Raw genomic sequence first — 16,722 nt, 5'->3', positions numbered from 1 at the left:
GGCCTGATATCGGCTGCTCTCGGAAAAGACCATGAATAATGATGATAATGGGAACCACGGATCGTCAGCTTCGCCACAAGCGAACCTTGGCCTTTCTATGCGCCATGAGTGAATCCTCGCGCTGACGACATCGCTGTGGCTCGTCGGGTAGTACAACGCTACGCTGCCTTGGCCCTAGCCGACACAGCGCTCTTCGCAAAGTCGCGCACGACCTGCACGAATGCCTCCGGTCTTTCGAGGGGCATGAACTCGCCAGCGCCGCTGATGACCTTACCTGTCAAGGCCTCGGCACCAATTGCCTCGATCCCAGCAACATAGTCCTCGATTCCGCGGCCGTCCGCGTCGCCGCGCAGATAAAGCATGGGCGTCCTGATCCGCTTGTGCCGCATGTTCTTCTTGGCGTCCGCCTCGAACTCTCGATACCAGTCGATTGAGATCGTAGGCCACTACGGCTCGGAAGACCTTCCCATTGGCGCGCGCAGGGTCTTCGTTGTGGTTGAAAATGCCGCCAAATCGGTCATTCGGGGCCAAGAGCTCCAAACAGAGCAAATCAGAAATCGACGGGATAGAAGAAGGTTGGTCGCTGATCTGAAACGTGACCGTTGAAGCGCATGAGAGGCCAGTGCGGAGCGTCAGTTTTGCCGCTTGGCAGTTAATCAGCTGGAGTGCGGACCTGGTCGAGCTTGGCCCAAATCAGCCGGTGATCGTCAAAGTCGAGCCCACCGGTGACGACGATCTCTGAGCCGGGAGGAAAGAGCACCTCATAATCGAACCGCTCTTCGTCATCGAGGACGTCGCGGCTGTCGATCCATCGCCGAGGTGAATTGCGGTGGTTGACCTTCGACCCGCTGTGCGCAAGCGAGATTTGCCGTGCTGCTACTGAAAAATTCGGAAAGCCCACTTGTCCTGCCTCGGGTTCCGACGCACACGCGAGAAGCACGGTTCGGCCATAAGTCGAGGGCACGCGCCGCGGTCTGGAGCGGCGATCGCTGTCTGGTCGAGACCGCCGGCACTATCCGAACAATGCGCGATCGCGATCATGTGGCGCGCTATGGCGATGAAGAATTCCTCGTAGTCCTGCCCGGGTTGGACAAGGAAGCTGTGGCAGAGCAAATTCGCGGGAACATTGAGGCCGCCGCTTTTCCGAGCCCTGCACCTGGCGTGTCGCACCGCGTCACCGTCAGCATCGTAGTTGCGGTTCAGGCGGCCGACGAGGCCATCTCACCGGAGCATCTTCAGTGTCAGGCGGATGCGCGACTCTATCTTCCCAAGCAGACCGGCTGCGCCGAGTGCTGCTCCACAGACCGGAGTCGTCCGAGCGCAAAGATATTCGGTGGACGGTGATGCCGTCAGCCGGGTGCAGTGCAAGAATAGTCGTTTCGCTCCGCCCTCCTTGAACGGCCGAGGTCGATTTTGCGGAGGACCGCTGCTGCTGGTCGCCATCTCCGCGCTCAGAACACCTAGTCTCAGTCTAGCGAGGAGCTCGATCGACGTGGCCGTGACGATCGGCTGAAGCCATCGCAGGACCATTATTTTGAAGGGCCCGCTGCACCTTCCCGGGGCAGCGGGCTTGGCATTTGTGCAAATGCTAACTCCTTTGGTACGACCCCAAAATCAACCATCCAGGTTTTCATAAATGGCCCCTTCCCCGCAGCACGCTGTCTGGGATGTTTCGGCACACGATCGTGATATCGAAGCTGCATATCAAGCTGCAGCAAAAAGCTCATGCTGACCGGCCGGACGAGATCGAAAGAAGGTTCGGCTGCGGCAGGCGTCCTGGCAATCCGCCCGACTGAGCACCAGAACCGACCCTCCCGACGGATTTTCGCGAGCTGCATTCCTCCCTCCCTCCTTATCAAAACCGCCGCTCGCGAATTCGCTGGCGAGTATATCTCCGATGTGATATACATATATCACTCGGAGGATATACAAATGCCGCTCTTCATTCGCGATCCCGACGTCGATGCCATGGCCGTCGAGCTGCAGCAGATTACCAACGCGCGCAGCAAGACCGAGGCCGTCAGAACCGCCTTGCGCCATGAGATCGAGCGCAACCGCGGCAGCGTCCCGCTGCGCGAGAGACTTGCCAAAGTCAAGGAAATGGCGCGGCGGATCGGGCCGGCCAACCCTGATTTCGATATGAAGAAATTCACCGACGAAATGTGGGGCGACGACTGATGTTCGTCGATGCCTCGGTGATCGTTGCCATCCTGAACGAGGAACCTGGCGCGGAAGAACTGGAAAAGCGGCTCGCGGCCGCGACCAAGCCGCTGTATATCTCCCCGCTCGTCCGGTTCGAGGCAGTCCAGGGTCTCGCGCGAGCATCGGCCGAAGCCATCAAAAAGAACGCCAAGCCCACGGCCGACATGCTGGCGCAAGCCCGTGATACCGTCGACGCCTTTTTGATCGAGATCGCCGGCAAGGAAATCATAATACTCGGCGACATCGGCGACCGGGCGATCGAAGCCAGCATGAAATACGGCAAAGCAGTCGGGCACAAAGCCGATCTCAATTTCGGCGATTGTTTTGCCTATGCTTGCACGAAGGCTCACCGGCTTGCCCTGCTTTACAAGGGCAATGACTTTTCACAAACTGATCTGGCGTAAGGCTTTCCAGGCCTTGCATCGCGGCGAGAGCCGATGGCCCTTTTGCATGCTTTGGGCGAATCGTCGTCTTTCATGGTTAAACGCAATATTACGAGGAACGTTCGCTGCAGCACTGGTTTTCTTCGGCCGGATCAACCCCGTCACGACGAGGCCCCCGGCGGGCTGGAGCTGCCGGGCGTGCAGGGACACGTTCCTTGAGGGCCTTGAGACGACCACCGCTGGCGGGCCTCGGCCGCACGGAACTCCGCGAGAAGTGCGACGGCGCGTTCGCTGTGGCCCGGCTGACGCCGGCCTCGCGCGCCAGGTTGGCGACGGTCAGCGCCCCGTCGGTGCGCTCAGGCGGCCGTCGAGCAGCCGCACCATCGCCGCCCTCAGCGCCGCTTCGCCGCCTTGCGGCCGGCAAGCCAAAAGCCGTGCAGGATAGAATGTTGGACGCGCTGGCGGTCGCAAGCTTCGGGCAGAAGGCCGATCTAACAGGGTCATCTATGCCGTCCAGCTCGGCGATGCCATCTGGGTCGTGCGTGCATTCCAGAAGAAGAAGACCACGGGCATCGCCACGCCTAAGAGGGAGATCGACCTCATCAAGGCGCGGCTGAAGCAAATGCGGGAGATCGAGTCATGACAGAGAAAAAATCGAGATCGTCAGAGGCAGCGGCAATGTCTACGCGGACATGGGGGATCCCGACGCCGATACCAAGCAGATGAAGGCCTTCCTGGCGGCCGAGATCATCGCTGCGCTGAATCGGCGGCACCTCACGGTCAGAGCTGCGGCGGAGGTGACCGGCGTTAGCCGTCGGATATTTCGAACATCCGCAACGCCCATCTTGCCAAGTTTACCATCGATCGGCTTGTGCGGGTGCTGAACCGGCTTGACCGAAAGGTGACCGTCACGGTCGAGAAGGCGAGACATGGAACTGTCGCCGCCTAACGCCTAATATGGCCAAGTTGCTCTGCCGGCGACCGGCAATGCCCTCGCTGTTGGCTGTTGGATGGGTCAATGAAGCCGAGCAGCTGAGGGTCGTCGAGGAAGATATCGACGTCGTGGCTTTCGCGATGGTTGATCTGGATCATCATCGCCGTGCCGCCGCCAAACGACCATTCGAATTCAAAACCTCCGGCCTTCTTCCGGAGCGCCGTAGGGCGCGTTAACTGTCGTCAGAACCAAGACCAGATGCTCGCTCATAGCCATGCAAAATAGTCAATTCGTGGATGGGCACAAGCTGCGAGACTCGGGCACTGCAAAATGGCTCGCGAGGCTCACAATCGTCCTTCCGTCGACCACAGTGACGCCTGAGCGGTCAGGCGCGCGTAGACGGACGAGCTACAGAAGCGCGCGGGATCGAGCAGCATTCGGCAGGCAGCGAACTGACTTCGGAGCATGATTCCGGCACGTCTCGCCCTTACGAGCTGCCGCGCGCGATCGGTTCGGCGTCGACCTCACCAAAGGCTCTGACGGTCCCCTCCTCGCGCTTGGAGCCGGAAGGTGTAAACGGCGGTTCCGCATTTCAGCTTACGACTTCAATCGAAATCGGGAAATAAAACCGACGCCCGCAAATACCAACGCCGCCGCGATCGCTTCCGAGTCAACCTGACCGAAGCGTCCGGGCTCTAAAACGCCCCCTCCCCTGCCGGCGCGGTTCGAGGCCTCGCCGGGCGCGCTCAGGAGGCTGGCGTGATCAACATCAGCGATGGAAAATAGGTTTGATAACGGCCGACGTCGCGGGTGAGCAGCGGCAGCTTACCGACCGCCGCGTGGGCGCCGATGAAGAAATCCGGCAGCACCCCGGTGCGCGATCCGCCCGATTTGCGATACTGGGTGAACACCTTTCCGGCCAGGAATAGCGCCGGCCGCGGCATCGTCACGATCTCAAGGCCGGCCGCGTCAAGAAAGGCCTCGAGATCCTCGATCCGGCTGTAGCGGACCGAGAGCTCTGCATAGACGACGTCGTTGATCAGCAACGGTCCGCGCAGCGAGGCGGCCTCCAACTGTTCGATCGACCACTCTGCCCAGTCCTGATTGTCGGTGACGAGGTCAAGCAGAACGTTGGTGTCGACCAGCGTCACGCTTCGCCGCGCGTCAAGGTCATGATAGCCTCGGTGCTCAGCCCCTTGCCGGCATGACCGCGCAGCTTGGCAAAGCGGCTCGCCGGCCGTTTTTCGTCCGCACGAACCAACACCACGCTGCCGTCGGCGGCGCGGCGAAAATCCACTTGGCTGCCCGGTGCGATCCCCAAGAGATCGCGCACGGGCTTGGGAATGGTCACTTGACCTTTTGCGGTTACGGTCGTTGTCATTGCAGCCTCGGTAAGGACACCTGGAATTATGGTATTACCTCCGCGCGATGGATTCAAGTATCGGGAGTTGCCTGAGCCGTTAGCCGCGAACGGGACGTCCGCAGATCCTTCGCCGCTGACCTTCGGAACGCGGCACCGCCGCGACCATCCTGAGTTCATCTGGACTGGGGCCAACAGCCTCGCAAAAGGCACGTCGCTCGCCTTGATTGAAGCGAGAAGGCAAAATCCATCGTCTGACTTTTTCAGCTTAGGGCTTTAATTGAAATCGGGAAATGAAAGCCATAGTCACCGAAGATGATGCTGAGGCCAAAGAACACTATCGACAATGACCGCTTATCGATAGTGACTTGACCAAGCGCTGACCAACCGGCGGAATCGACGCTATGGTCGCGCAAAATCGCGTTTGTCGTGCAAGGCTGCGCTCACGCGACGAGAGTGGCCGTGGCCACAGCGTACAACGCCACACGAGGACGGAAAAATGACCATCACAGTGAAGGTCGGCGAGGCCAAGACCCATCTCTCCGAACTGCTGGCGAAAGTCGAGGCCGGCGAGGAAGTGATTATTTCGCGCGGCATGTGGGACACACCGCTATGGGGCTATAGCGCCCAGAATCTCCAGGGTCGCCGCCAGCGATAGCCTGCCAAGACGGTCACCCACGCTTGCCCTGGGCACCCGTAATGGAAACGATGGCGGGCGCTACCGTGACGAACAGGATATAATGCTCACCAGCAGCAAGCTGGTTGAGGAAAGCCCCACCGTCATGAAGCCAATGAACGAAGAGCACCTCGCGGTCCTACGCAGGCACATGGTCGAGATGATTGCAATTCACACCGATCTTGCAAGCGAAGAACTTGGCAAGGCGGCGCTCGATGAGCGGGTGATGGCAGCGATGCGGCGAGTGCCGCGGCATCTCTTCGTGCCAGCCTCGGTTGCACCTTATGCCTACCAGGACATGCCGCTGCCGATCGGCTTCGATAAAACCGTCTCGCAGCCATTCATCGTCGCTCTCATGACCGATCTCCTCGCTCCCCAACCGCACGAGGCGGTGCTCGAGATCGGCACTGGCATGGGCTATCAAACCGCAATCCTCGCGCAACTCGCTGGGCAGGTTTGGAGCGTAGAAATCATCGAGGAATTCGTAAGCCGTGCGGAGGCTCTCTTGCAGGAGCTAGGCTTATCCAATGTCGGCATTCGTGTCGGAGACGGGTCTCGCGGCTGGCCCGAGCACGCCCCATTCGACAAGATCCTGGTCACGGCGGCGGCTGAGCAGACACCGCCGGCTTTTCTGAAGCAACTCAAGCCGGGGGGACGCCTGGTTCTGCCTTTGGGATCTAAAGAAGCACAGTTTCTGACTGTCATCGCCAAGGATGCGGCAGGGCAGCTCGAGACCCGGAAAATCATCCCGGTTCGGTTCAGCCGGCTCGAAACCGTCTAGTGAGGTGCGACAACTGGGGCGACCGCGCTTTTCCGACCGTCAATCTACCTCATTCAAACAGACGAGGACAGTAGGCCATCCTGCCTCTACCGTAGGTGGTCCTTCTGTGAACTCGTACGGGAGCAATTATTTGTAGGTTGTGCGGAAATTGAAGCAACATGCAAACACTGTTGCAGTTCATACACTCGCATCCCGTAGGGGGGACATTCTCGAAGGACGATTGGGGTAACAACGATTTTCTCGGTGTTACCGCAAGAATTTACAAACCCCATTCGGTGATATGCCGCCAGGATGACAACAACGATGGGATATTCATCGTAAAATCGGGTTGGGCCCTCCTTTACCGCGGACTACTGGACGGAGAACGGCAGATCATCGACACTCCTCTGCGGGGGGACATTGTCGGTTTCCGTTCCGTGGACGGACCTCGTTTAGCGTCCCTGGCGTCCATAACCGAACTAGCTGTTTATGAAATTTCCAGCAAGAAACTGGTAGAGGCCATCTTGTCGGAAGGCCGGCTCGGCAAGACTATCGCCTGCTCCCTGGCCCGCCTGAACGCCATCCTTGCCGAACATCTCATGAATGCCGGGCGGCGGAACGCGATGAGCCGCACCGCCCATTTCCTTCTCGAGTTGGAGGAGAGGCTCTCGATCGTTGGCCTGTCGGCCCATGGACGATATGAGTGTCCCCTTACCCAACACGAATTGGCCGACATCCTCGGAATGACCACCGTTCACCTCAATCGGACGTTGAGGGAACTCCGCAAGGCCGATCTCGTCGCTTTCAAGGCCGGCTATGTAGAGGTGATCAACCGCAAGAAGCTGGTCAAAACAGCCGGATTCGACAGCGAGTACCTCAGGTAAAGGTTATTCCCTCTAGCTCGGGTTCAACCGTCTCTAGCGGGGCTTTCGCGTCGCCCCCTGCGGCGCGGTGCTGGGCGCCACCGCACAGGCCATCAGCAAAATTTCTGCTGGAAGACGACAGTGCGCCGTCGCTGGAACAGTTCCAGACGATGTTTTCCGGGCTGATAGTGGGCTTACCTGGCCGCAGTCTATCTTGACGAGGGCAGCCGCAAAGGCCCGATTATCATGACCGACGGCACCATGGCCTATCGCATGAGGAGAACGTGCTGCCGAAATGCGCGTAAGCTGCCCATAAACGGCGGCAATTACAGCCGGGTGTTCTCGGGCCTAAAAGCGCTTGGCTACGGATGCCACGAACTGCACCCTGGTCATGCCAATATCCACCTTCAGGAATTCTCGTCCACAATCGCGAGGAACTACCGATCCTCCCTCGAATGGCTGCTGGACTTGGGGTTTGGCTGAGCGGTCCCATCCTGAGAATGGCATCATCGCCTACCTGGTTAGGCAACCTCGCAGAGCTATCCCACTCCTTGGCATTCCTTGAGCGATCGGGAACCATTTCAACGGTTGGCACATGGCCAAAGGGATTGAATCTGACCGGACCTGCGCGTCACGATCGAACTCGCGGGAGCTTCAAGGCGGGGTGACGCGGTCTCAACACATGCCCTCAGGCGACCGTCGACGCGAAATTTTCTAAAAATTAACTTATGTTAGAGAACGCTTATAAATAGACGATAGGCTGCACAAGCTGTTCTCGGCTAGGGGCGAAGAACTGCTGAAACTGCTGGGTGAGCCTCACGCTTTCACAAGGGCTGGGTGTTCAATCACAAGTGCATTCAAACACAGGGCAGCGTATTCAAGCTTTCAGATTGCGAAGAATGAGGGGTGTTTTGGCAGCCGCAACGCGGCTTGTGCGAAAAGATTGGGGATTGACGTGGATTCCACAGCAGGACGGCATAAACACACGGCCAATCGGTCAGGAGTCCTGTCCAGAGGAACGAAAAGCGTCCACGGCCATGTAGGCAAAGGAAGCCTCCTCGTCCTGGACGGAAGGGCCCTAGACCGCGAGTGTCTCGCTCTTGCCCTTGCGGACCACGAACTCGGCATGGAAATCGCGGCCATGGGTTCGATCGATGAATGGCGCGTGAAGAAGGGCTCGGTCCCTCCCCTTGCAGCCATACTCTTGAACCTTGGCGGCCGGAAGGTCACCGATCATGGGATCGCAGACGAGATTAGGCATATTTCGTCCGAATTCAAATCAGTCCCTGTAGTTATCCTGGCCGACACCGAAGATCTTGCACACATATTGACCGCTCTCGAATGCGGCGCACGCGGCTACATTCCGACCTCGGTCGGAATTGATGTCTGTGTCGAGGCTATAAACCTTGCGGCAGCGGGAGGTATCTTCGTCACTGCGAGCAGTGTCCTTTGCATGCGCCACCTGATAGGTTCGGACAGCCGCGACACGCAGCCTTTGAAGGGCATGTTCACGCTTAGGCAGGCCGAGGTCGCCCAGGCGCTCCGGCGCGGAAAAGCGAACAAGATCATCGCCTACGAACTCAACCTGCGAGAAAGCACCGTGAAGGTCCACATCCGAAACATCATGAAGAAGCTGAAGGCGACCAACCGCACGGAAGTCGCCTACAAGGTCAACGATCTCATCGCGAGAAGGAACTCTTCCTGAAGCGTTCCTAAGCAATAAGACGGCCCGCCTCGGGTGAATCCCGCGGGCCGTCTTATTGACAGTCGCGGGATCTCCGTTGCAGAATGGCATCCGGGAAGCGCCCGAGATACAGCCGAGGTACAGGGGCCAGCCGCGAGTTGCCCCTAGCTTCCTGATACCATGCTGTAGGAGGATTTTGGCGGGGTGCTCCGAAGCCCCGGCTTCGTCGCGATGATCTTGTTCTCCAGTCCTTTGGAAAGCTGTTCCAAGGCCGCGGTGTCGTCGGCAGTGTGTCCGCCTCGGGCCTCCACCATAGGTGCCAACCGAGACCCAATAGGGAAGGCGTAAATCCTCAGCCGAGCATGTAGACCTTACAGCCGGAATGGAGGATCCGCATGGCCCCGGATCCGGGGAGCATGCGGCCGCCGAAGCTCTCTGCGCTCGATCCCAACCGGCAGGGCGGCGTAGACATACCGTCCCCTGTTCCTGCAGGATGTTCAGGCGTGGAGTGCTCACGCCGCTCTCGTCGTCAGCTACACTGCGCCGAGACGGCTGGCATGAGGACGATAAGGGCCGCCGACGGTGCACTGCCGGTGATGAGCACGACCTCACTTCAGTTGCGGACCAATAATGCTGGCCAATAAGGTGACGGCGGGGCTAAGTCCCGCCCGGCGAGGGTAGGTATGAGACATGGGCCGAAAGACTTCGCTGGGACCCGCATGGGCACGCAACCCAAGAAGCTTCCAGGCGACAGGAAACTTGCCTCGCGGACGATCGATTGAGAAGGGAATGCGCGACTTCCGCCAGGCGGGAAGCTGACCGCAAATCGGGTTAACTTTCTGCCGCTGAATCGGCCGATCCATCTGCACTGTCAGGGAAAGTGTGTCTGGCCACCCATCTTATGGCTTCTTCGATCGTATCGAAATTCTTGTGCTGCCCGCTCAGCAGCCCGAAGCCTGTCTCGAGGAACCATTTGCCCTTCGTGGAGTAGGCTTCCTCGTCGATCTGAGTAAGGACCGCAACCAGTTGATCCCGTTTCCACACCAAAACCCCGGACTCTCCGCCCTCGACCGTTCCGATCCGCGCTTTTTTGAACGAAAATCCAGGAGCTATTTTTCCCTTGCCCACTTTGATGCACCCTCAACTTCAAAATGGATAGTAGAAACGATCGGCTTGCACATGGCTAGTTCTGTACTATCTTTGCTTGTAGATGTCTTTTTTGCCGGACCACTGTAGAACAACTAGTTAAGCAGATCACACTGTGAGTTCAAGGCCCACTCCATTTTCGACGGTCGCCCCGTAAGTCTTTTGCGAGAGAATGTTCGCAAACTGCTAAGTATTTTTCCCTTCCGGAGCGTGAAAGCCTCGGCGAAATGCTCGGGTGCCCGGCATTCCATCCAGCGCAACCTCGCAAGCCCAGCGAGTGTCTGACGGTCGAACCAGTCCTTGGTGCGCCGCGTTCCGAAGTGCTTGTCGAGGAGCTCGATCTTGCGTTCCAGCACGTCGGCCGTGAGCGGCACGTAGGCATTGGGGTGGCACCAGATGATCGCGGAAGACGTTCCAGGTCAGTTGGTTGAACCTCCCGGGGGTCCTGATGGGCGTCGAACTTGGCTTGGGTTAACACCACGTCGCTATGAACCCGGCATCTGTCTGCGAAATCCGCGACTGCAATCACTAAAGGCCGGGTTGTGGTCCCGTTGGAGGGTCCACCTCAGCGCCCCATTGCGATCCGTCGCTGTCAAGACCCGGAGGCGGTCACACAGGATGAGTGTTCTTGAGAAGGTGGTACTCCTTTTGTCCTTCAAGTAGCTCTTGCGGATGGTGAGAAGGCTGAGTAGCCGTGTTTTCGGTCCCTGACGGACCTTTGCCAGGAGCGGAAGTGAGCATACCATGGTTCATCGCCCAAACTGCAGCCTGGGTACGGTTGACGACCCGAATCTTTCGAAGGATGGCCTTCACGTGTACCTTCACCGTCGCTTCGGCGATGTTAATCTTGCGCGCGATTGTCTTGTTAGACTCCCCTCCGATCAGGCAACGTATAATACAATCTTCCCGAGCTGACAGCATTGATGGTTTTCGATCAGCGTTCTCCATTGTAACAGCCACATTTGTAAACTCATGTACTGCTATTTCATCATATTTCAAACCATGTCTTATGTCCTGAATAAACGTCGAAGTTTCCGCAGGTAGAACCGTCTGCCCTAGCATAACCAATTCGAGAGCTTTGATGAAGGTGTCGTGAGCGGCAACTTTTGTCAAATACGCGTCAGCTCCCGCACGAAGGGCTGAAACTATGTCGTTCGGTCGACAGTGATCGGCTAGCGCAACGACATGGCTGGTCGGATAAATCCCTTTAAATTCTGAAATTTGTGCGAATCCAGCATCTGCATCAATACCGTCGACATCCATGATGAGCAAGATGGACCGGTGCTCGGGCAGCGGCTTCTGCAGGAGGTCGTGAACACAAGCCGCAGAGAAAAGAATACGAAACTTTGCTGCATCCAGAATTAGAACAAGGCCCTCTCGGAGTAACTCGCTTTGGCTGACAAGCACTGTCATAAAAGACTTTGTGATCATCAAGGATTTCATTGTCATCGTAGCCTCCCCTGACGCGATTGAGGTACGCGCGTCTCGCAAGGCGCTCCTCGCATAGTTTCTTTTTTGACCGTGTTACCTTACGCTAGGAAAACCCTAGACAAGAACACCCTCTTTAGGCGTAGGGTAACTTCGTCGAGGGGTACCCCGGATTTTCAAGCCCGAGGCCTTAGTGAGGAGTGCGAGCCCTGGGTTTCAGCCGCTCCGGGCGGCAACCAGCACCATCGTGGCGCCGCATGCGCGGACCGCGAGAGTTGCCGGACTTGGTCTCCCGTGGGGCGTGGGTGGTGCCGCCGCTCTGGCGCGGGGGGGCGCGGCGTGTCAGGCGGGAGAACCGCTGGCCCAGGCGACCCGCGCCGCGACCAGCCGCCATTTTGGGATGACGGCGCAGGCCGAGGAGAAGGCGATCTTGGCGCGGCGCGCGCTGATCCTGACCAGCGCCCGAGCTTCACCAGCTTGAGGAGCAATGTGCCACAGCTGGCGTGGCGACTGGGTGTGGGCCAGCGCGATGAGCCGCAGCGCGCACAACAGCTCGGATACCTTCCGGGCATCGAAATGGGCGATGGTCTGCCTTCGTTGCGTTGCACCTGCGGTGAGCAACAGAGGAGTTGCCTGGCGCGCCCCCTGGGGCGGCCCATATCGGGGCAGCGCTGCCGGGGAAGTCCTTTGGGTGAGATCCGGCGAGAGAAATGAGTGAGGCGGGCCAGTTCTGCTATTGCTACCGCGGTAGAATTGCCAAGATTGGCGGCTTCGTCGAGGTTCGCCTCTTCAAATCAGGCGGGTCAGCCGTCGATCAGGGGATCGACGTAGCAGAATGATCGGAGCCGGAGATCGTGATCGGCTCGTTTTCCAGAGCCAGGACGACGAAGTTGGAGACGGCCAGCCATTCTGCGAATGCATGTTGGGGCCGCAGGGGGTTCGAGACGCTGCGTCGGACCACTATTTCCGGCTCTTCGTTGCGTTCGATCGCCTTTGTCCCGTTTGCCATCAAAGGGGTTCTCCTTCAGCGCAGCAACAATCTGCTCATTGGGCGAGTTCGCCGGAGGGGGCGTTTATCCGGAAGGAGTGCCTACAAAGGGATAGTTGTGCCGCTAGCGGTGAAGGGTCACGATAAGGTAGAGCCTTCCCCGTCGACCGAATGCTCGCGACTTCGGGATGGGCTGGCTACCATTGAAATTGAAAGCCACGCGCCATGGCCATGGATGCAAAACACAATTCCGAGCCCGTCACTCCCTTGTCACAGGCGGCCCGCCGCAGCGGAATGAAGGCCGTCCTGCTTGTCTTGGGGATCTCCGGGGTCGCCGTCCTGGGAGCGGGAGCGGTCAGAAACTGGGAGCCCATCGAAGTTGTTTCCAGAGCCGTAATGGAGAAGGTCGAGGATGCCTCCGCAGCCGTGTTGCAGAAGGTCGAGGATACCTCCGGACCCCTAATGGAGAAGGTCGAAGATGCCTCCGCAGCCGTGGTGCAGAAGGTGAAGGACGCCTCCGCAGCCGCGATGCAGAAGGTCAGGGACGCCTCCGGCGCCGCGATGCAGAAGGTCGAGGATGTCTCCGGAACCGTGGTGCCGAGGATCCAGGATGTCTCCGAAGCCGTGGTGCAGAGGGTCGAGAATGTCTCCGGAGCCGTGATGCAGAAGGTGTCTGCTGCTATCGATAGCTGGCAAGAACGGCCGGGCCACGCCACGGCCGAACCCTCCCGTGCGCTCGTGTCGGGACCGGATGCGTCGGCCGCGACGTTCGTCGAACGGAGCGCCGTCCCTGAGGTCCCCGCTAGCGCCGAGCCCCCCCAAACCCTCAGCACGGGACCGGATGCATCGGCCGCGGCGTTGATCGAGCGGAGCGTCGTCCCTGCCGTTCCCACCAGTGCCGAGCGCCCCAAAACCCTCAGCAAGGCGCCAGGCATGCCAACCGGAGCCCTGTTTGGCGTCGGTGACCGCCTCAAGGTCGCATTCTACGAGCGCGTCGACGTCGAGGAAGACAAGTGGGGGGGCGCATCTTCGGCCTTGCACGGCATCCTGCAGCGTCCGGAACTGAGCGGCGAATATATTGTCCAAGAGGACGGCACGATTTCCGTGCCCTTGCTTGGCTCCATTCCGGTCGCCAACCGGTCAACGCAACAGGTACAGGCCGACCTGGTGGAAACCTTCAATCAACTGGTGGGCCGCGAGGGACTGGTCAACATCCTGCCGCTGGAGCGCCCGCCCATTTACGTACTGGGGCCGGTCAAGAATCCAGGCTCGTTCAAATACGCGGCCGGCATGACGGTCCTGCACGCGATCGCGCTGGCCGGCGGACTCGACCGCGCCGAGAGCGAGCCGTGGCAGAAGATCGAAGCCGTGCGTGAGACCCAGAAGCGGAGCGGGGCGATCGATGCCTTGTTGAAATTGCTCGCGCGCGCGGCAGTGCTGAAGGCCGAGCGCGACGGTACAGCACCCACTATCCCGCGCCAGTTGCTTGAACTGGCCGGCGCCACCGAAGCGGCTAACCTCGTCAACGAGCAGAGCGAGCGGCGCAAGGCCGTCGCCACGGCGCACAAGGATCGCGAGCGCGCGAACCTGCGGGCGCTGGAGGCCGCCAGGCAGGATGTTGTCGCTTATGGGCGCACGGAGTCGCTCGACAAACTCGTCAAGCTGCGCCAGGAGCGCGTCAACAGCATGCGCACGCTCGTGGACCGCAAAGTTCTCAGCATGACGGTGATGGATCAGATCCAGAGTGAGTTGTCCGACGCGGAACAGCGTCGGCAGGACGCCCTTAACCAATACGCAAGCGCCAAGCAGCGCCTCGCTTCGCTGGAGTCTGAGGTGTTGCGGACCCGGGCCGACCTCAGGAACGATCTGGAGATCGAGATCGAGACCGCGGAGAGCCAGATCGCGGCCAATGTGCGCGAGTTGAACGCCAGCGAAGGCGTCCTGTACACATTGCCCGTGGCCCGCGTCCAGTTTGCCAAGGACGCGAACAGCGCAACCTATCAAATCGTGCGGCAATCGGCAGCGGGGCCGGTCAGCATTGAGTCCGTCGGGATGACCCTGTTGCAGCCAGGTGACCTCGTCAACATCATCGTGGGCGAAAGCGAGCCAAGAGAGCCGGCCGGTTCGCCGGTCCCGACCTCGTGGCCGACCGGCGAGAGCTTGCCGGCCGCGTCGAACCCCAACGATGTCGAGCCTTCCCGCGTGGTGAGGGAATAGAGGATCGGTCCGAAATTGATGCCCGGCAAGGAGATTGGTCTGCATGGCTGGTCTGCGTAGTGAACTCGTCGGGACGAAAGTGGGAAGCGAAACGACCACTCGCCGTCGCCGACAGCTTGAGCCGCTTCATAAGGAGCATGTCCGCCTCCGCTCAGGAGTTCGGATCACTGACAAAGGTGCAGTGAGATGACATCGAACGGGATACAGGTGCCTATCAAGCGGGATTGGTCAAAGATTTCGGAATTTTGTCACGACGCGCGCACGCCCGAGCGGATATTTGCGCACTATCAAAATCGAGAAAGCTCTGGCTGCTCAGCTGCTGAATTCAGATCAAGACGCTCGGCTCAGCCTCTATGCGATTGGGATCATGCTCGAAATGATCATGCAAGGAGTTTGGCGGCGGCGATCGAGACCCACTACGAATTCGGTTCTTCGGCATCTGATGGGGATTCGCCTGCTCGGCTATAAATGAGCGCGCGAGCCGCTGCGGTTTGAGACAATGCCTCGGAAACGCCTTCGCTGGTCCCGGCCGCTTTAAAAGGCGCCGTGTGAAGCGGTCGCTCGTCCTCCTGCAGCCGGCACAGACTAGGCTCTCCGTGAGTAGTCAAGAATAGGGTCTTCACTTTTAGCGCCTCCCGACATGAAGTCTTCTCCAAACAGGAAAACCCCGGGTGCTCCATGGACGAACAGCAGCGTGCAGCGAGGATACTCCTGGCATTCCCGCCGCAATGCGCAAAGTATCAGGAAGATGGTTGTATATCAGGACCTCTTGGTGTCTCAGCCATCGGTGCGGAACCCTATCGCGTGGCTTCAGTAGAACAAGCCATGCGCCAGGATATGGTCATCGACGTTACCGTGGAGGACTTGCCGGACATCGCGACACTCGAGACCGCTTGGAATGAGCTCGAAGCGCGAGCAACGCACTCATTCTATCAGTCCTGGCTCTGGATCGGAACTTGGCTGCGGCATCTGCCGGGGGGCGCGCAACCACATGTTCTAGTCGCTCGGACGTCAAGCAGGATCGTTGGCTTGGCGATTATTTGCCGGCGGAGGGCGTGGAGTTTCGGGCGGCATGCGCGGGCGCGTTGGCTGCTCAATGAAACCGGAGATGTTCGATTCGATCGATTGTTCATCGAGTATAACGATATTCTTGCGGAGCGATCCCTGGCCGATGCCACTCGAGCGGCATGCGTCGAGGCCTTGGCGCATCACTTGCGCCGCTCTGACCAACTGGTGTTCTCCGGAATTGATTCCGACTTCGAATTGGCCGCTTGTCGCACCGCGGGCCGGGCCGGGCTCCTTACTGAGGTGAAAGCAGAAGATACGGCACGGTGGATCGATTTCGCCAAAGTCCGCCAGAAAGGCGCAAATTACCGCGCCACATTAGGCCGCAATACTCGCCAAGCGGTAAGCCGTGCCATGCGGTTATATGCGGAACGCGGCCCCGTTGCGTTCCGGACTGTCGAAGTGACATCGGAGGCGCTCGCCGCGTTTGATTTGCTGGCCGAGCTTCATCAGGCGCGATGGGGACGCAGGGGAGCCTTTGCCAACCCGAGCTTCCGTCGATTTCACGAGGAGCTCATTGCGCGCGGCGTTCCCACGGGGACCGTCCGCATTTCACAGACGTTGGCCGGGGACCAGACAGTCGGGGTCCTGTACAATTTCGTGTGTGACGGCCGTGTTCTCAACTATCAAAGCGGCTTTCTTTATGAGCGCGATGGCCGGCTCAAGCCAGGGCTTATCAGCCATGTGCTGGCTATTGAGGACAGCATCGGACGCGGCGAGTGCGGCTACGATTTTCTGGCAGGCTTCGCCGGGCACAAGTCCCACCTGGCCAATGCGGAGCATCCCATGAAGTGGATCGCAATAGGCAGAGACAGTCCAGAGCGCCGCATCGAGGCACAGCTGCGCGGTGCCAAGCGGGTGCTAGGGACCATTGCTGCTCACATGAAACAGGCCGCGGCTTGAAGCGTCGACTGAAAAAAGGAGCCGCCACTTTGTATCAAGTATTGGGCAGGCTCTTCCACAATCGATCGGCGGGTTCGGCCCTTCGGCAGGCGAGGACCAAGGGGAGGTTGGAT

General features: G+C 59.3%; 18 protein-coding genes and 6 pseudogenes. 13 read left to right on the top strand and 11 right to left on the bottom strand.

Annotated elements, in window-relative coordinates; genetic code table 11:
- Positions 1 to 158 precede the first annotated feature (158 nt).
- Together NKI24_RS15925 and NKI24_RS15920 are read right to left on the bottom strand one after the other, a co-directional pair.
- Positions 159 to 362 carry a hypothetical protein gene (locus tag NKI24_RS15925; protein WP_352746526.1) on the bottom strand — a complete coding sequence of 68 codons (204 nt, stop codon included), beginning with the start codon at positions 360 to 362 and terminating at the stop codon, positions 159 to 161.
- 308 nt (positions 363 to 670) lie between these two features.
- Positions 671 to 850, bottom strand: a pseudogene (locus tag NKI24_RS15920) (hypothetical protein); the annotation flags it as partial.
- A 131-nt stretch (positions 851 to 981) separates the two neighbouring features.
- Here NKI24_RS15920 and NKI24_RS15915 point away from each other — a divergent pair.
- Positions 982 to 1,397: pseudogene (locus tag NKI24_RS15915) on the top strand (GGDEF domain-containing protein); the annotation flags it as partial.
- Positions 1,398 to 1,529: 132 nt separating this feature from the next.
- Here the strand turns inward: NKI24_RS15915 and NKI24_RS15910 are convergent.
- Positions 1,530 to 1,838 (bottom strand): hypothetical protein, encoded by a 309-nt coding sequence (locus NKI24_RS15910; RefSeq protein ID WP_352746523.1) that lies wholly within the window; start codon positions 1,836 to 1,838, stop codon positions 1,530 to 1,532.
- Positions 1,839 to 1,932: 94 nt separating this feature from the next.
- On the opposite strand from NKI24_RS15910, the gene NKI24_RS15905 reads away from it, so the two are divergent.
- The 5 genes and pseudogenes from NKI24_RS15905 (at position 1,933) to NKI24_RS15885 (ending at position 3,534) form a co-directional block, all read left to right on the top strand.
- On the top strand, positions 1,933 to 2,178 hold the full coding sequence (locus NKI24_RS15905) for a type II toxin-antitoxin system VapB family antitoxin (RefSeq protein WP_352592888.1): 246 nt from the start codon (positions 1,933 to 1,935) through the stop codon (positions 2,176 to 2,178).
- On the top strand, positions 2,178 to 2,606 hold the full coding sequence (locus NKI24_RS15900) for a type II toxin-antitoxin system VapC family toxin (RefSeq protein ID WP_352746521.1): 429 nt from the start codon (positions 2,178 to 2,180) through the stop codon (positions 2,604 to 2,606). Before NKI24_RS15905 ends, NKI24_RS15900 begins: the two co-directional genes overlap by 1 nt.
- Positions 2,607 to 3,072: 466 nt before the next feature.
- Positions 3,073 to 3,228 (top strand): annotated as a pseudogene (locus NKI24_RS15895) (type II toxin-antitoxin system RelE/ParE family toxin); the annotation flags it as partial.
- Positions 3,229 to 3,277: 49 nt separating this feature from the next.
- Positions 3,278 to 3,469 (top strand): helix-turn-helix domain-containing protein, encoded by a 192-nt coding sequence (locus NKI24_RS15890; protein ID WP_352746519.1) that lies wholly within the window; start codon positions 3,278 to 3,280, stop codon positions 3,467 to 3,469.
- Positions 3,415 to 3,534 (top strand): XRE family transcriptional regulator, encoded by a 120-nt coding sequence (locus NKI24_RS15885; RefSeq protein WP_352746669.1) that lies wholly within the window; start codon positions 3,415 to 3,417, stop codon positions 3,532 to 3,534. Before NKI24_RS15890 ends, NKI24_RS15885 begins: the two co-directional genes overlap by 55 nt.
- A 62-nt stretch (positions 3,535 to 3,596) precedes the next feature.
- Here NKI24_RS15885 and NKI24_RS15880 read toward each other — a convergent pair.
- From NKI24_RS15880 to NKI24_RS15870, 3 genes and pseudogenes are all read right to left on the bottom strand, one after another.
- Positions 3,597 to 3,680 (bottom strand): annotated as a pseudogene (locus tag NKI24_RS15880) (hypothetical protein); the annotation flags it as partial.
- Positions 3,681 to 4,265: 585 nt separating this feature from the next.
- Positions 4,266 to 4,670, bottom strand: coding sequence for a type II toxin-antitoxin system VapC family toxin (locus tag NKI24_RS15875; protein WP_352746515.1), 405 nt, complete (start codon positions 4,668 to 4,670; stop codon positions 4,266 to 4,268).
- Positions 4,667 to 4,900, bottom strand: a complete 234-nt coding sequence (locus tag NKI24_RS15870; RefSeq protein ID WP_352455481.1) for an AbrB/MazE/SpoVT family DNA-binding domain-containing protein — start codon at positions 4,898 to 4,900, stop codon at positions 4,667 to 4,669. Before NKI24_RS15870 ends, NKI24_RS15875 begins: the two co-directional genes overlap by 4 nt.
- 478 nt (positions 4,901 to 5,378) lie before the next feature.
- Between NKI24_RS15870 and NKI24_RS15865 the strand changes: the two are divergent.
- The 5 genes and pseudogenes from NKI24_RS15865 to NKI24_RS15845 all read left to right on the top strand — a co-directional run.
- A pseudogene (locus NKI24_RS15865) lies at positions 5,379 to 5,474 on the top strand (type II toxin-antitoxin system Phd/YefM family antitoxin); the annotation flags it as partial.
- Between the two features lie 187 nt (positions 5,475 to 5,661).
- Positions 5,662 to 6,336 (top strand): protein-L-isoaspartate(D-aspartate) O-methyltransferase, encoded by a 675-nt coding sequence (locus NKI24_RS15860; protein ID WP_352746666.1) that lies wholly within the window; start codon positions 5,662 to 5,664, stop codon positions 6,334 to 6,336.
- Between the two features lie 158 nt (positions 6,337 to 6,494).
- A complete protein-coding gene (locus NKI24_RS15855) occupies positions 6,495 to 7,199 on the top strand; it encodes a Crp/Fnr family transcriptional regulator (protein WP_352450599.1) in 705 nt (234 codons plus the stop codon).
- Between the two features lie 225 nt (positions 7,200 to 7,424).
- Entirely contained in the window at positions 7,425 to 7,661 is a 237-nt protein-coding gene (locus NKI24_RS15850) for a hypothetical protein (RefSeq protein ID WP_352746512.1), read from the top strand.
- A 523-nt stretch (positions 7,662 to 8,184) separates the two neighbouring features.
- Entirely contained in the window at positions 8,185 to 8,883 is a 699-nt protein-coding gene (locus NKI24_RS15845) for a LuxR C-terminal-related transcriptional regulator (protein ID WP_352746663.1), read from the top strand.
- Between the two features lie 810 nt (positions 8,884 to 9,693).
- Here NKI24_RS15845 and NKI24_RS15840 read toward each other — a convergent pair.
- From NKI24_RS15840 to NKI24_RS15820, 5 genes and pseudogenes are all read right to left on the bottom strand, one after another.
- Positions 9,694 to 9,990, bottom strand: coding sequence for a hypothetical protein (locus NKI24_RS15840; protein WP_352450598.1), 297 nt, complete (start codon positions 9,988 to 9,990; stop codon positions 9,694 to 9,696).
- A gap of 218 nt (positions 9,991 to 10,208) precedes the next feature.
- Positions 10,209 to 10,516: pseudogene (locus NKI24_RS15835) on the bottom strand (PIG-L deacetylase family protein); the annotation flags it as partial.
- 101 nt (positions 10,517 to 10,617) lie between these two features.
- Positions 10,618 to 11,457, bottom strand: coding sequence for a LuxR C-terminal-related transcriptional regulator (locus tag NKI24_RS15830; RefSeq protein WP_352746509.1), 840 nt, complete (start codon positions 11,455 to 11,457; stop codon positions 10,618 to 10,620).
- 321 nt (positions 11,458 to 11,778) lie between these two features.
- Positions 11,779 to 12,057, bottom strand: coding sequence for a hypothetical protein (locus NKI24_RS15825; protein ID WP_352450596.1), 279 nt, complete (start codon positions 12,055 to 12,057; stop codon positions 11,779 to 11,781).
- Between the two features lie 193 nt (positions 12,058 to 12,250).
- Complete coding sequence (locus tag NKI24_RS15820) at positions 12,251 to 12,445, bottom strand: hypothetical protein (protein ID WP_352450595.1); 195 nt, start codon at positions 12,443 to 12,445, stop codon at positions 12,251 to 12,253.
- A gap of 204 nt (positions 12,446 to 12,649) precedes the next feature.
- Between NKI24_RS15820 and NKI24_RS15815 the strand changes: the two genes are divergently transcribed.
- Together NKI24_RS15815 and NKI24_RS15810 are read left to right on the top strand one after the other, a co-directional pair.
- Complete coding sequence (locus NKI24_RS15815; RefSeq protein ID WP_352746505.1) at positions 12,650 to 14,641, top strand: polysaccharide biosynthesis/export family protein; 1,992 nt, start codon at positions 12,650 to 12,652, stop codon at positions 14,639 to 14,641.
- 678 nt (positions 14,642 to 15,319) lie between these two features.
- Complete coding sequence (locus NKI24_RS15810) at positions 15,320 to 16,609, top strand: GNAT family N-acetyltransferase (protein WP_352746502.1); 1,290 nt, start codon at positions 15,320 to 15,322, stop codon at positions 16,607 to 16,609.
- Positions 16,610 to 16,722 lie beyond the last annotated feature (113 nt).

It is taken from the genome of Mesorhizobium sp. M0701 (genome assembly GCF_040320365.1).
GTDB lineage: Bacteria > Pseudomonadota > Alphaproteobacteria > Rhizobiales > Rhizobiaceae > Mesorhizobium.
The sequence above is the reverse complement of the archived record's forward strand: the minus strand, read 5'-3'. Positions and strand labels throughout refer to the sequence as shown.